Genomic DNA, 14311 nt, shown 5'->3' on the forward strand with positions numbered 1-14311 from the left:
AATGAAACATTATTATTTATTACTACTACTATTTATTAGTTCAAATGTGTGTTTTTCTCAACAAGACCCACAGTATACACAATACATGTACAATACTCAAGTTGTAAACCCAGGTTATATTGGTTCTAAAACTACTCTTGGTTTAGGATTGTTATATAGAACGCAATGGGCAGGATTTGAAGGAGCTCCAAATACTGGTACTTTCACCTTTAATACCCCTTTAGGCACACTCAAACGAAATGCAATAGGACTCTCTATTATTAATGATAAAATAGGTCCTTCAAACGAAACAGGCATTACGATAGATTATGCATACTCTTTATTGTTATCAGGAAATTCAAGAATATCCTTTGGAATTAAAGGTGGTCTAAGCATACTTGATGTAGATTATTCTAAACTAAACATATATGATAATAATGATTGGCAGTTTGCAGAAAACATTGATAAAAAAGTACAACCTCAAATAGGTGCAGGTATTTACTATAACAACGACAGACTCTACCTTGGATTATCAGTACCTAATTTTTTCAATTCAAAACACTATAATTCAGATAGCACCAATAACAGTGACGAAAACGCTATAGCTATAGAACGTTTACATTACTTCTTAATAGCTGGTTATGTTTTTGATATTAGTGAAAACCTTAAGTTTAAACCTACAACAATGTTTAAATGGGTTAACGGATCTCCTTTACAGGCTGATTTATCTGCAAACTTCCTGTTCAATAATAAATTCACCCTCGGAGCCTCATATCGATGGGACGCTGCAATTAGCGCCATGGCAGGATTTCAAATAACTAATCAGTTATTCTTAGGAATGGGATATGATTTCCAAACTACAGACATCGAAGACCATAGTAATGGTACTTACGAGTTCTTTTTAAGGTTTGACATCTTTAATAACCCCGAACGCATACTAACACCTAGATTCTTTTAAACTCTTAATATCATGAAAAAGCATTATTTAATATTTTATTTTTTTGTTGCCTTAACAAGTACTTCTGCTTTCACTCAAATTGCACTAGTTGAAAAGGCAAATACCAAGTACAATACGTATGATTTTATAGATGCACAAAAAATCTATTTAAAAGTCGTTGAAGAAGACTATGGATCAGCTGAAATTTATAGAAAACTGGGAAATACATACTATTTTAACAGCAACTATTCAAGTGCTGCAAAATGGTATTACAATTTAATAGATCGGTTCCCAAATGAAGCCCTTACAGTTGATTATTTTAGAGCAGCTCAATGTTTAAAAAGCATTAATCAACCCGAAGAAGCTGAAAAACTTATGGAAGTTTACAGATTTAAAGGAGGAAAAGTTACCTCCTTAAAATCCTATAAAAATGTTGCTGACACTTTATTCAAAAAAGGTGTGCAGGATAAACTTTTTGAAATAGAAAAAGTTCCTGTAAATACAGAGTATTCAGATTTTGGCCCAGCCTTTTATGGTAACAATATTGTTTTTGCCTCAAGTAGAAAAAACCCAAATTTATCAAAAGAACAATCTACTAAACTTGCTGGGTGGGACAATCAACCTTTCCTTAACTTATATCAAGTTCCTTTAGATAAAGACATGAATTTTGGGCAAGTAAAAGCTTTTGACAGAAGTATTAATTCACCTTACCATGAATCTACCGCTATTTTTACAAAAGATGGAAACACCATGTATTTTACTAGAAATAATTATTTAAATGGTAAAAAGAAAAAAGACAAAAATCATGTTGTTAGGCTCAAAATATATAAAGCCACTAAAAAAGGAAATACTTGGGGAAATATACAAGAACTTCCTTTTAACAACGATAACTACTCTGTTGGACACCCAGCTCTTAACCCTGAAGAAGACAAACTCTACTTTTCATCAGATATGCCTGGTAGCTTAGGAATGTCCGATATTTGGTATGTTAAAATTTTAGGAGAAGGCATTTATACAAATCCTATAAACCTTGGCAACAAGATTAACACTGTTGAAAGAGAAACTTTTCCGTTTGTAAGTGACGATAACGATTTGTATTTTTCTAGTGATGGGCATTCATCAGGCATGGGAGGCTTAGATATTTTTGTAACAAAACTAATAAAAGATTCTCATGGAGAAATTTCTACTTTTGGAGACCCCATAAACAGTCCTAAAGACGATTTTGGGTTCATTATAAAAGAGGATAGAATAGGATATTTCACATCCAATCGTGATGGTAAAGAAGGTAGTAAAAGTGATGATATTTATCAAATTTGGGAACGCTGTGAAATCACCATTCAAGGACCTGTAATTGATAAAAAAACAGGTGAATTAATTCCAAATGCCGAAGTTACTTTAATAGATAGTAACAACAAAGAAGTAAAAACAATGACTGTAGGTAACGATGCTACTTTTTCTTTCTTATTGGACTGCCAAGAACAATATACCTTAAGAGCAAAGAAAAAGGAGTATTTTCCGAAAGAAAAAGTTATAGAAACCCCTAGCAACCCAAAAACCATTAAAATGCCTATTAAGCTAAACATGCCTTTAGCTTTAGAACTTTCTGACCCTTGCCCTCCAAATGATTTAGGGTGTAGATTAACGTTACAACCTATTTACTTTGATTATGACAAATCTAATATTCGTCCAGATGCAGAAATTGAATTGGCTAAAATTTTAGCTGCTTTAAATGAGTACCCTACTTTGAAAATTAGTATTGAATCACATACAGATTCAAGAGGTAACGATTCTTATAATTTAAAGCTATCTGAAGACAGAGCACAAGCTACATTAAATTGGCTACTGAAAAAAGGAATAGATATAACAAGATTAACCGCTCAAGGATACGGAGAGTCAAAGCTCATTAACAAATGTACTAACAAGACAGCGTGTGCTGAAGATGAACATCAACTCAATCGTAGATCTATGTTTATAATTAAAGATTAACTTAAGAAAGCTCTTTTTTTTGTAGTATATATAACGGTAAAATCTCTTAAGAACAAGAAAATTTTACCGTTACTTTTTTTATTTAACTTAGCTATAAAATAGGAGCTAATAAACGAGCTACTCTTTCTGTAAAACGTATTAAAACAGGTCTACTATTCCATTGTTTCATCTCTATTTTCTCACTGTACTTTAAATCTTCTAAGAAAGCATTTTTCAGCTGACTAGCAAAATCTTTATCATATATCAACGCATTAATTTCAAAATTTAGATCAAAGCTACGTTCATCTAAATTTGCTGTTCCCACAGAACAAACTAATTCGTCAAACACCATTGTTTTTGCATGTACAAATCCCTTTTTATATCTGTACACCTCTACTCCTATCTCTAAAACTTCTTTATAAAAAGAGTTTGACACTCCATTAACTAATTTCGAATCTGAAATACTAGGCACCAGTAGTTTTATAGTAACTCCACTCAAACTAGCTATTTTAAGAGCATCTAAAAAAGAAGCTCTGGGGACAAAGTATGGTGTAGTAATTAATATTTCTTTTTTTGACAACAGTATTGCTTGAATAAGCGCATACATAATATCTGGATGATCAGAATCTGGTCCGCTTGAAATCACCTGAACTAATTGCTTATGCTCACTAGTCGTTGCTTGGTTGCCTACAGGAAAAAGATCTTCTTCTACAATAACATTTTGATCTGCACAAAAATTCCAATCTGCTAAAAAAACACGCTGTAAATTCAAAACAGCAAGCCCTTCTATTTTAATATGTGTATCTCTCCAATAACAATTAAACTTGTTTGGGTTAATATATCTCTCTGAAACATTAACTCCTCCCACAAAGCCAATTTCCCCATCAATTACAATAATCTTTCTATGATTTCGATAATTAATTCTATTGGCTAATAACAACCACTTAATTTTATAAAAAGGATATGCTTCGACTCCACTATCAATTAAAGATTTCACAAACGATTTACGGATATCTTTACTTCCAAAATCATCGTAAATAAAACGCACTTTAACTCCTTGTTTAGCCTTTTCTTTTAAAACCTCTCCTATTTCATTTCCTATAGTATCATTTTGATAAATATAATACTCAATATGAATATGGTTTTTAGCTGCTTTTAAAGCCTCAATAACTTCTGGAAATTTACGTTCTCCATTCAAGAGTAAACTAACCTTATTGCTATTTGTTAATACATTTTCTTTATGTATAAACTTAGTTAAGTTGTAAAAGTGACCTAAATTATTTTTAGAAGTTGACAGTGTTTTTTCGGTGTAGTTTTTTAGCTGTTCTTTAAGTTCAAAAAAAATGTTTTTATCTACTTCAAGCTTTTTATTGTATAACTTATAGGTTCTATGATTTATCCCAACCATTAAGTAAATAATAACCCCTCCCACAGGAAACAGAATAAGTAAAAACAAATAAGCTATTGCCTTAGATGGTGTTGATGTATTAATTATAATAACCGCAACCGTAGCAACAATGACTATGTATAGAATTATAAGTAGTGTTGTTATCAAAATAAAAATATTTTTTTCTGCTAAAGATATTTAAAATATTAGCACCTTATACTAAATCAGTAAAAACTAGATAATACTCTTAAAAACCTCAACCATAAAAAACAAAAAACCTTAACTCTATACGAATTAAGGTTTTTGTTTTTAAATAAGTACGGGCGGAGAGACTCGAACTCTCACACCTCACGGCACTAGATCCTAAGTCTAGCGTGTCTACCAATTCCACCACGCCCGCGTACTTCTGAATTTGTGGATGCAAATATAAACAATACTTGTAAACTACAAAGAAGAAGTATACTATTTTTCTTATTTTTGATGCTAATTAATATACAACACATGCAAAACGTAAAAGATTACATAGCTCAACATAAAGATCGCTTTATTAATGAGCTTATCGATTTATTAAAAATTCCATCAGTAAGCGCTGACCCTGCTTATAATCAAGATGTATTAAATACTGCTGATACCATTAAAGATAGTTTAGAAAAAGCAGGGTGTGATAAAGTAGAGATTTGCGAAACCCCTGGATATCCTATCGTATATGGAGAAAAAATAGTAGATCCAAACTTACCTACTGTATTAGTTTATGGTCATTACGATGTACAACCTGCAGACCCTATCGATTTATGGACCTCTCCTCCTTTTGAGCCAGTTATTAAAAAAACAGACATACACCCTGAAGGAGCTATTTTTGCTCGTGGTGCTTGTGATGACAAAGGACAAATGTATATGCATGTAAAAGCATTAGAATACATGACCAAAACAGGGAACTTACCTTGTAATGTGAAATTTATGATTGAAGGTGAAGAAGAAGTTGGTTCTGAAAGCTTAGCATGGTTTGTTCCTAGAAATAGAGAAAAGTTAGCTAATGACGTAATTTTAATTTCTGATACAGGAATGATTGCTAATGACATTCCTTCAATCACCACTGGTTTACGTGGTTTAAGTTATGTAGAAGTAGAAGTTACTGGTCCTAATAGAGACTTACATTCTGGTTTATACGGGGGAGCTGTTGCAAACCCTATTAATATTCTAACACAAATGATTGCTTCATTACACGATGAAAACAATCATATCACCATTCCTGATTTTTACGATAAAGTAGAAGAATTATCTCGTGAAGAACGTGATGAAATGGCTAAAGCGCCTTTCTCTTTAGATGAATACAAAGCTGCTTTAGATATTAACGATGTTCATGGAGAAGCTGGCTATACCACAAACGAACGTAACTCTATCCGTCCTACTTTAGATGTAAACGGAATTTGGGGTGGATACACTGGTGAAGGAGCAAAAACGGTGATTGCTTCTAAAGCATACGCAAAAATTTCAATGCGTTTAGTTCCTGGGCAAGAATGGGAAGAAATTACTGAATTGTTCAAAAAACATTTTGAAAGCATTGCTCCAAAATCGGTAAAAGTAGAAGTAAAACCGCATCATGGTGGACAAGGATATGTAACTCCGATTGATAATATTGGTTACCAAGCTGCAAGTAAAGCATATCAAGAAACGTTTGGAGTAACTCCTATTCCGCAACGAAGCGGGGGAAGTATTCCTATCGTTGCTTTGTTTGAGCAAGAATTAAAGAGTAAAACCATTTTAATGGGATTCGGATTAAATTCTGATGCAATCCATTCACCAAATGAGCATTTCGGTGTATGGAATTACTTAAAAGGAATTGAAACCATTCCTTATTTTTATCAATATTTTACGGAATTATCTAAGTAATTCATCCTTAACAACATCAATAAAATAGCCTTGTGTAGAAAACAAGGCTATTTTTTTATATTATTTTACACCCTCTACATTTGTAAAATTAATTCTAATTTTTTTAGCAATGTAATTATCAAAAAGATTTAAAACTTTTAGAAGCCAATAACTCTATAAACTTACGAAGTTGGGTAAAAATGGAAAACAATATTTAAATTTTCAGACAAACCTGTGGTTGTAAAAAACTAATTCTGTTAAAAGCCTCTTAAATGAGGCTTTTTTTTGTAACAAAACCCTAAATCACTCGTTATTAAACTATAAGCTTATTTTATGTTAAAACGATTTTTCCTTCTTTGTTCTGGTGCTGATTTAGATTTACTCGAAAAATGTGCTAATGGAGAGCAAAATAAATATGCGGGTATTGGCGCTACAGTTTTCTTCACTGCATTTATGGCAACTATTGCCTCTGCTTACGCCTTGTATACTGTTTTTGACAATATATATACTTCCATTTTCTTCGGAATCATTTGGGGACTTCTCATTTTTAATTTAGATCGATTTATTGTTTCAACCATAAAAAAAAGAGAGTCAAAGCGAAAAGAAATTATACAAGTTCTACCAAGATTATTACTTGCGATGATTATTGCAATCGTAATTTCTAAACCTTTAGAATTAAAGATTTTTGAAAAGGAAATCAACCAAGTTTTGTTAACTGAGAAAAACCAAATGACACTAGATAACAAAACTCAAATTGCGCAACAATTCTCACCTGAAATAGAGAAAATTAATAGTGAAATTACTTCACTGAAAAATGAAACAACTACTAAAGAACAAGAAATCAACACACTATATGAAACTTATATTGCAGAGGCTGAAGGAAGAAAAGGCACAAAACTAATCGGAAAGGGACCTGTTTATAAAGAAAAGAGGGACAAGCATAATACAGCTTTACAAGAATTAACTCAATTAAAAGCTTCAAACAATGAAAAAATTAAAACTAAAGAAGAAGCTGTTAAAAATCTAATTCAACAACAAAAAGAAGTTGAATCTAAAACACAACCTATTATTTCTAACTTTGATGGTTTAATGGCTCGAGTTAACGCACTAAACAAACTACCTTGGCTACCTTCTTTCTTTATCTTCCTATTATTTTTAGCAATAGAAACTGCCCCAATTTTTGCTAAACTTATCAGTTCAAAAAGTGAATACGATTATAAATTGGAAAACCATGAATCTCAAGTAAAAACTTGGATTCAACAACAAGTCCATCAAAGAGAGGTTATTTTACAAACAGATATAAACCTCAACAACAAAGTATACTCTGATTTAAAAACAGAAGAAGAACTTTACAACTACAAACAAAAAATGGCTCGTAACCTCATGAAACTACAAACTGATACTTTTTATAAAAATCAACAGGATATTTTATAACGCTATTGCTATCGAATTTTTCACTTCATCAATTGTAAAAACACTTCGGGTATTGCCTACATGTTTTAACGCTGTGAGTTTATTTACTATAAAGTCTCTGTATGCGTCCATGTCCTTTACATAAACCTTTAAAATATAATCATAATCCCCACTTACATGAAAACATTCAGTTACTTCTTCTAGCCTATTAACTTCTTTTTCAAAAACAGCTATATGATCTTTATTGTGTTTCTCTAGCTGCACATGGCAAAAAACTAAAAACGATTTTTCAATTTTGTTCTTGTTAACCAAAGCAACATATTGCTTAATAACTTTTTCTTTTTCTAACTTCTTAATTCGCTCATAAACAGCTGTTACAGACAATCCCAATTGTAGTGAAAGCTGTTTTGTAGTTTGTTTGCTATCTGTTTGAAGCAATCCTAATAACTTCTTGTCTATATTATCTAATTTCATATGAAAAAAAATCTGTATTTATTATATATTCTTTGCTTAACACCTAATAAAAAACTAATTACAAACACAAAATTAGTATAAAAATCTATAAACCAAGATTTATATTGATTTTTAAACAATTAAAACTGATTTTAGTTGTCACTAATAATTAACCTTAACAGATATGAAATTTAAACCTGCAAACAACATACAAGACCTACAATACTTTGGAGAATTTGGTGGTGTAAACCCATCTATATCTGATTCTTCCACTTACACTTTTTTATCAGCAAAAACTATGTTTGATACTTTTGAAGGAAATACAGACGGATGTTATTTATACTCTCGTCATTCATCTCCTTCAAACTTATACCTATCAGAAGCTTTGGCCGCTATGGAAGGTACAGAATCTGCTAATGTTTCAGCTACAGGTATGGGAGCTATTACTCCCACCATCTTACAAATTTGTGAATCTGGAGATCATATCGTTTCTAGTAGAACTATTTATGGAGGAACCTATGCATTTTTAAAAAATTTCACACCTCGAATGGGTATTGAAACATCTTTTGTTGATATTACAAAATTAGAAGTGGTTGAAGCAGCGATTACTAAAAAAACTAAAATGATATACTGTGAAACAGTAAGTAACCCATTATTAGAAGTTGCCGATATCGAAGCCTTATCAGTTTTAGCTAAAAAACATAATTTACAATTAGTTGTAGACAATACATTCTCTCCTCTATCAATTTCTCCTGCTCAGTTAGGTGCCAACATAGTAATTCATAGTTTAACTAAATTTATTAACGGTTCATCAGACACAATGGGAGGAGTTATTTGTGGAACTACAGATTTTATCAATTCTCAAAAAAGTGTAATTGACGGAGCTAGTATGCTACTTGGTGCTTCGATGGATTCAATGCGAGCTGCATCTATTTTAAAAAATATGAGAACCTTACATATTCGCATAAAACAACACAGTAGAAATGCTCGTTATTTAGCTGAAAAATTTGATGCTGATGGATTAAAAACTGTGTATCCTGGATTGGAATCGCATCCTTCACACAAAACTTTCAAATCAATGATGAATGAAGAATATGGTTTTGGAGGAATGCTAACCATTGATGTTGGTTCTTTAGATAACGCAAATACTTTAATGGAATTGATGCAAGAACGTAACTTAGGGTACTTGGCCGTAAGTTTAGGTTTTTATAAAACCTTATTTTCTGCTCCTGGTACTTCAACCTCATCAGAAATCCCTTTAGATGAGCAGAAAAAAATGGGACTTACTGATGGATTGATTCGTTTTTCTATTGGATTAGACAACGATATAGAACGCACTTATCAAATGATAAATACCTGTATGAAAGAAATTGACATACTTTAACCTAGAACTATGAACGAAATAATCACTTTTGGCATTTTATCTTTTACCTCATTTTTTACCCTGATTAACCCGTTGGGTACTATGCCGATTTTCATGACCATGACAGCTGATTTAGACAAGGAAAGCAGAAATCAAACTGCAAAAAAAGCTTCCATAGTTAGTTTTATAACTATCTTAATTTTTGCTTTCTCTGGTCAATTGTTATTTAACTTTTTTGGAATCTCTGTAAACAGCTTTAGAGTTGTTGGTGGAGTAATTTTCTTTTTAATGGGTATGGATATGCTTCAAGCAAGATTAGGGAAAGTAAAACTAAGTAGCTCTGAAGTTAAAACATATGTTAACGACATTTCTGTTACTCCATTAGCAATACCAATGATTTGTGGTCCAGGTGCCTTAACCAATGCTATTGTAATGATGGAATATGCTAAATCCTTTGAAATGAAACTAGCATTAATCATTGCTGCTTTTTTAGTAATTATAGCAACATACCTAATTTTATATAGCTCCTCAAAAATCATTAAAATACTGGGGCAAACTGGTATAAATGTTATGATGAGATTAATGGGGCTTATAGTTATGGTAATTGCGGTTGAATTCTTCTTTAGTGGGTTAAAGCCTATTATACTTGATATATTAAATAGTAACTAGATTCCCAACTGATTACATTTGTGTAATTCTTTACAAAGTCGTAACATTACAAGCCTAAAAAAATATCACACATGCAAGACGACAAAAACCTATCTGAAATTGAAATAGAAGATCAAAAAATAATTCAAAATAAAGAGTTGAATATTTGGGAAGCTTTGATTCCTGTTTTTGCTCTGATTGTAATGCTAGCGTACAATGTGTATGTATTTGGAGACGATGCTTTAAGTGGTAGTAATCAGTTTATTTTATTATTGGGTGGTGCAGTCGCAGCTATTATAGGTTTTAAGAACAAAGTTTCCTACGAAAGAATGATTGAAGAGGTTGCTGAAAACATAAAATCTACCGCAGGTGCTATTTTAATACTTTTAATGGTAGGTTCTTTAGCTGGAACTTGGTTAATAAGTGGAATTATACCTTCAATGATTTATTATGGCTTACAAATTTTAAACCCTACCATATTTTTAGTAGCATGTTTAATTATTTGTGCTGTAATCTCTATTGCTACAGGTAGCTCTTGGACAACAGCTGCAACTGTTGGTATCGCCTTAATAGGAATTGGTGAAGCGTTAGGTATTTCTTTAGGAATGACAGCTGGTGCTGTTTTATCTGGTGCATATTTTGGAGATAAAATGTCACCAATGTCAGATACCACAAACCTAGCTCCTGCTATGGCTGGTACAGATTTATTCACACATATAAGATACATGGCCTACACTACAGTACCTACATTTATTGTAACCATTATCTTTTTTATTATCCTTGGCTTTACACAAACAACCACTGGTGAAGCTAACACACAGCTAATGCTAAACGATATTGACAAAGCCTTTAACATTACTCCGTGGTTATTTATAGTTCCTATACTTGTAATCATCCTTATCATAAAAAAAACACCTCCTTTAATAGCTCTTTTAGCTGGAACTATATTCGGCGGTGCTTTCGCTTTGATTTTCCAACCTCATGTAGTTGCTCAAATTTCTGAAGTTGAAAAGTTAGATTTTGAATCTGCTTACAAAGGAATAATGCAAGCTATAACCGTAGAAACTTCTGTAGCTACTGATAATGAAGTATTAAAGGATTTATTTACTGCTGGGGGAATGAAAAAGATGCTAGGAACCGTATGGTTAATTTTATTAGCAATGGTTTTTGGTGGGGTTATGGATGCTATCGGAGCCTTAGCTAAAATCAGTAGTTTTATGTTAAGTTTATTTGATTCAGTATTTGGATTGTTTGCCAGTACCGTTGCCACTTGTATTGGTTTAAACTTTACAGCTTCTGACCAATATTTGGCAATTGTTGTACCAGGAAAAATGTATGCGCAAGCCTATAGAGACAAAGGTTTAGCCCCTGAAAACTTAAGTAGAACTTTAGAAGATTCAGGTACTGTTACTTCTGTTTTAATTCCATGGAATACTTGTGGAGCTTACCACTCAGGAGTATTAGGAGTTCCGGTGATAGATTATGCTTTTTATGCAGTGTTTAATTGGCTAAGCCCATTTACAACATTACTATTTGCTGCTTTTAGAATTAAAATAAAACAACTTGCTTCTAAAGAATAACATTTATAAACCTCACCTTTCGTGAGGTTCTTTTTTTATGATTGTAAAAGCTCAAATACAAGATGCTGATTTATTAACTGAAATTGCTTTAAGCTCTAAAGCACACTGGGGATACTCTAAAGATCAAATAGAGAAGTGGAAGAATGAGTTAACCGTTACCTCTAAAATGTTTGCCATCTGTAATATTTATAAATTTCAAGTTAATGATATTACAGCCGGATTTTATGTTTTACACAGAGCTAATATTAGAACAAGCTTTTTAGATTTTTTATTTATTTCTCCTAATTTCATAAATCAAGGTATTGGTTCTAAACTTTTAGAACATGCTAAAGACTATTGCAGAAGAGAATCTTGTGCCGTATTGAATGTTTTATCAGATCCTAACTCAGAATCATTTTATTTAAAACATGGTTTTAAGGTAATTGATAAACGTAAAAGCAGTATTAAAGGGCGTTTTTTACCTGAAATGGAATTATATTTTCCTGAAAACATGTAAAATAATTGATACAATTAAAAGTATCCAAGGAGTTCCATGTAAAAATACATCAAACCAATCCATAAATTGCATAGCGTGTTCTCCTGAAAAAGCATTCCCTCCTGCTATCCATTGTAACTTCCCTACAATATGTGGTGGTCTAAAAGGTGCTAAACCTAAAGTTAAACTTGCTATTAAAAACAACTTCCAGTTTTGTCGTAGCTTCTCTTTCATTTTATATAAACCAGTTCCACACTACTCCAAAACGAATTACGAAATCTCTATATGGATAATTCGGAGCCGAAAAATAATTCTTTTTTAACACAAAAGAACTTATGTTGTCTGCTTTAAAATAAATTCGAGTTCTACGAACCCGTGCGTTAAAAAACAAATCTAGCGTTGGATATCCTATTTCTGTATCATCTTGTAAGGTGAATTCAGCTAACAATGGATTATATGAATTCGCTTTATATTTTGAAAAATACTTGAACGTCGCTCCTATTTGTACTAACAGAGGTTTACCTTTAAACCATTCATCAGTATAATAAAGTGTATTACGAGTAACAAATTCTGGAACTCTAAAAACACTATTTCCACTTGCTACTTTTTGATACATTAAGGTATTATCTAAAGCAAACTTTCCGAAGGCAAATTCTTTAGATACTTTTGCTTTTAAATAATTAACATCTCCTGAAAACTGTTGCGGTTGTCCGTTCTCATCAAAATACGTATAATTACTAATGTTGGTAATATCTAACGAAGCATTCCCCCATTTAGAATCAATAACTCCTCCTAAAGAACGTGTTCCTATTTGAGAAAAATTATTTTCCCAGTTATAATCATCATAACTACTTTGATGCAATAAGAAATTAAAATTAGGTGATTTATTACTAATCCCCATTCTTCCTTTTACAGTCAGTACACTGTCTTTCTTATAAAAAGCTTCTCCAAAAAAGTTATTCCCTGATAATCGCCCACTTCCCGGTGTTAGGCTACCTGAAGCATTAACATGAAAATTCCCAATTCTTCCATTCCAATCAGCTCCAAAAGATATGGCATCTCCCTTCAACTTATTTTTTGTTATTCCAACCGTATTATTTTGTAAGTTTTCATATCCATACGTGTAGTTTGATAATTCTGTTTTTACACGGAATTTTCCCAAGACATATTTTGAATTAAAATCTACAAAAAACTGGTTGTTATACAGCAAGTAAATAGTTTTATTATTTATATTACTTGAAATATTTGCATCACCAAACATATCTGAAGCTGTACCTTGATTAAAACGATAAAACTTTGAATCTCTAGTAAATGAATGTCCTAGTTTTAAATTAGAGAAATCTTTTTGACTTACACTATCTTTTGAAGAAAGTAACTTAAAAGTATGTTCAAAGTATAATCTTTTGGTATCTAAATTACTTTCAGCAGTATTCAGGTTCACATCCATCCTACCTCTATTCCCACTAAAATTAGGGTCATCAGCTATAAACGCTTCTAATGATGTCTCTGTCAACCCTCCATTTTCTTGATTAAAAAAATCTTGATTTACAGCATGTCCTCTAATTGTATATTGCCCCTTAGGAGTCTCATAGCTAAAGCTTACTCTAAAATTACCTGTACTAGCCAAAGAACGTCTATAAGTACCCAGTGAACGAAGTCCTTTATAGGCTATAGCTAAGTTAAATCGCTTGGAAAAGTTTGTAGTAAAAAGCGCATCTAATACCTGTCCCTGTTCCAAACCAGTTCGGTACATAATTTCCGTTGTAGGTGTAGGAACATGGTAATAATTCACATCTTCAATATCAAAATAATTGAACATTTTTGCTCTAAATCCTATATTTGGAAATCGTGAAATATTAGTAAAATCGTATCCTAAGTTATTAAACGTTTGCCCTTGATTATGAAAAGCTAGTAATTCAAAATTATCCTTTCTTAAGAAATTAAACTTGTACTCTTTTTGAATTGTCAATGTGGTATCTACAATGGTAGTATCATTTTTGTGTGATATAATTTTATAATCAGTATACTTAGTTTTTCCACTAAGCTTTACATTTATTTCATTATCAGGTAGTGAATCCACATTTTGATTAAGCCCTCCTCTATCTCTTCCAAAACCCCCATCAATTGGTCTTATTTGGGCAAAAATCACTTGAACACTTATCAAACAAAAAAATACTAAGATATTTTTCTTCATAGCAACAAAAGTAAAATAATTTAACGACAAAAATCACGATTAATTTCT

12 protein-coding genes and 1 tRNA gene are annotated in these 14311 nt (G+C 31.9%); 8 read left to right on the forward strand and 5 right to left on the reverse strand.

The window, feature by feature from the left end:
• The first annotated feature begins 1 nt into the window (after nucleotide 1).
• Both MK851_RS08600 and MK851_RS08605 read left to right on the forward strand, forming a co-directional pair.
• On the forward strand, nucleotides 2–937 hold the full coding sequence (locus MK851_RS08600; RefSeq protein ID WP_320243164.1) for a type IX secretion system membrane protein PorP/SprF: 936 nt from the start codon (nucleotides 2–4) through the stop codon (nucleotides 935–937).
• Between the two features lie 12 nt (nucleotides 938–949).
• Nucleotides 950–2902 carry an OmpA family protein gene (locus MK851_RS08605; RefSeq protein ID WP_320243166.1) on the forward strand — a complete coding sequence of 651 codons (1953 nt, stop codon included), beginning with the start codon at nucleotides 950–952 and terminating at the stop codon, nucleotides 2900–2902.
• 91 nt (nucleotides 2903–2993) lie between these two features.
• On the opposite strand, the gene cls is transcribed toward MK851_RS08605, so the two are convergent.
• Together cls and MK851_RS08615 are read right to left on the reverse strand one after the other, a co-directional pair.
• A complete protein-coding gene (cls, locus tag MK851_RS08610) occupies nucleotides 2994–4436 on the reverse strand; it encodes a cardiolipin synthase (RefSeq protein ID WP_320243168.1) in 1443 nt (480 codons plus the stop codon).
• A 150-nt stretch (nucleotides 4437–4586) separates the two neighbouring features.
• A tRNA-Leu gene (locus MK851_RS08615) sits at nucleotides 4587–4668 on the reverse strand.
• A 101-nt stretch (nucleotides 4669–4769) separates the two neighbouring features.
• Here MK851_RS08615 and MK851_RS08620 point away from each other — a divergent pair.
• Together MK851_RS08620 and MK851_RS08625 are read left to right on the forward strand one after the other, a co-directional pair.
• Nucleotides 4770–6158, forward strand: a complete 1389-nt coding sequence (locus tag MK851_RS08620; protein WP_303507669.1) for a dipeptidase — start codon at nucleotides 4770–4772, stop codon at nucleotides 6156–6158.
• A gap of 312 nt (nucleotides 6159–6470) precedes the next feature.
• Nucleotides 6471–7571, forward strand: a complete 1101-nt coding sequence (locus MK851_RS08625; protein WP_320243171.1) for a DUF4407 domain-containing protein — start codon at nucleotides 6471–6473, stop codon at nucleotides 7569–7571.
• On the opposite strand, the gene MK851_RS08630 is transcribed toward MK851_RS08625, so the two are convergent.
• The gene (locus MK851_RS08630; RefSeq protein ID WP_303507673.1) at nucleotides 7566–8024 is read right to left on the reverse strand and encodes an Lrp/AsnC family transcriptional regulator; all 459 of its coding nucleotides are present in this window, start codon (nucleotides 8022–8024) and stop codon (nucleotides 7566–7568) included. The genes MK851_RS08625 and MK851_RS08630 overlap by 6 nt on opposite strands.
• A gap of 163 nt (nucleotides 8025–8187) precedes the next feature.
• Here MK851_RS08630 and MK851_RS08635 point away from each other — a divergent pair, with 163 nt between their 5' ends.
• From MK851_RS08635 to MK851_RS08650, 4 genes are all read left to right on the forward strand, one after another.
• A complete protein-coding gene (locus MK851_RS08635) occupies nucleotides 8188–9387 on the forward strand; it encodes an aminotransferase class I/II-fold pyridoxal phosphate-dependent enzyme (protein WP_320243173.1) in 1200 nt (399 codons plus the stop codon).
• Nucleotides 9388–9396: 9 nt separating this feature from the next.
• Nucleotides 9397–10035 (forward strand): MarC family protein, encoded by a 639-nt coding sequence (locus tag MK851_RS08640; protein ID WP_303507677.1) that lies wholly within the window; start codon nucleotides 9397–9399, stop codon nucleotides 10033–10035.
• A 71-nt stretch (nucleotides 10036–10106) separates the two neighbouring features.
• Complete coding sequence (nhaC, locus tag MK851_RS08645) at nucleotides 10107–11594, forward strand: Na+/H+ antiporter NhaC (RefSeq protein ID WP_320243175.1); 1488 nt, start codon at nucleotides 10107–10109, stop codon at nucleotides 11592–11594.
• 37 nt (nucleotides 11595–11631) lie between these two features.
• Nucleotides 11632–12090 carry a GNAT family N-acetyltransferase gene (locus tag MK851_RS08650; protein WP_303507681.1) on the forward strand — a complete coding sequence of 153 codons (459 nt, stop codon included), beginning with the start codon at nucleotides 11632–11634 and terminating at the stop codon, nucleotides 12088–12090.
• On the opposite strand, the gene MK851_RS08655 is transcribed toward MK851_RS08650, so the two are convergent.
• Both MK851_RS08655 and MK851_RS08660 read right to left on the reverse strand, forming a co-directional pair.
• Entirely contained in the window at nucleotides 12067–12303 is a 237-nt protein-coding gene (locus tag MK851_RS08655) for a hypothetical protein (RefSeq protein WP_303507682.1), read from the reverse strand. The genes MK851_RS08650 and MK851_RS08655 overlap by 24 nt on opposite strands.
• Before the next feature lies 1 nt (nucleotide 12304).
• Nucleotides 12305–14263 carry a putative porin gene (locus tag MK851_RS08660; protein WP_303507684.1) on the reverse strand — a complete coding sequence of 653 codons (1959 nt, stop codon included), beginning with the start codon at nucleotides 14261–14263 and terminating at the stop codon, nucleotides 12305–12307.
• Nucleotides 14264–14311: the final 48 nt, after the last annotated feature.

The organism is Tenacibaculum sp. 1B UA (assembly GCF_033978845.1).
Classification (GTDB): Bacteria; Bacteroidota; Bacteroidia; order Flavobacteriales; family Flavobacteriaceae; genus Polaribacter.

Excerpts from the sequence above, each read along its gene's own strand:
- MK851_RS08635 (WP_320243173.1), top strand. The coding sequence starts at position 8,188 with ATGAAATTTAAACCTGCAAACAACATACAAGACCTACAATACTTTGGA.
- MK851_RS08630 (WP_303507673.1), bottom strand. The coding sequence starts at position 8,024 with ATGAAATTAGATAATATAGACAAGAAGTTATTAGGATTGCTTCAAACA.
- MK851_RS08605 (WP_320243166.1), top strand. The coding sequence starts at position 950 with ATGAAAAAGCATTATTTAATATTTTATTTTTTTGTTGCCTTAACAAGT.
- MK851_RS08620 (WP_303507669.1), top strand. The coding sequence starts at position 4,770 with ATGCAAAACGTAAAAGATTACATAGCTCAACATAAAGATCGCTTTATT.
- MK851_RS08625 (WP_320243171.1), top strand. The coding sequence starts at position 6,471 with ATGTTAAAACGATTTTTCCTTCTTTGTTCTGGTGCTGATTTAGATTTA.
- MK851_RS08640 (WP_303507677.1), top strand. The coding sequence starts at position 9,397 with ATGAACGAAATAATCACTTTTGGCATTTTATCTTTTACCTCATTTTTT.
- MK851_RS08600 (WP_320243164.1), top strand. The coding sequence starts at position 2 with ATGAAACATTATTATTTATTACTACTACTATTTATTAGTTCAAATGTG.
- nhaC (WP_320243175.1), top strand. The coding sequence starts at position 10,107 with ATGCAAGACGACAAAAACCTATCTGAAATTGAAATAGAAGATCAAAAA.
- MK851_RS08660 (WP_303507684.1), bottom strand. The coding sequence starts at position 14,263 with ATGAAGAAAAATATCTTAGTATTTTTTTGTTTGATAAGTGTTCAAGTG.
- MK851_RS08655 (WP_303507682.1), bottom strand. The coding sequence starts at position 12,303 with ATGAAAGAGAAGCTACGACAAAACTGGAAGTTGTTTTTAATAGCAAGT.
- MK851_RS08650 (WP_303507681.1), top strand. The coding sequence starts at position 11,632 with ATGATTGTAAAAGCTCAAATACAAGATGCTGATTTATTAACTGAAATT.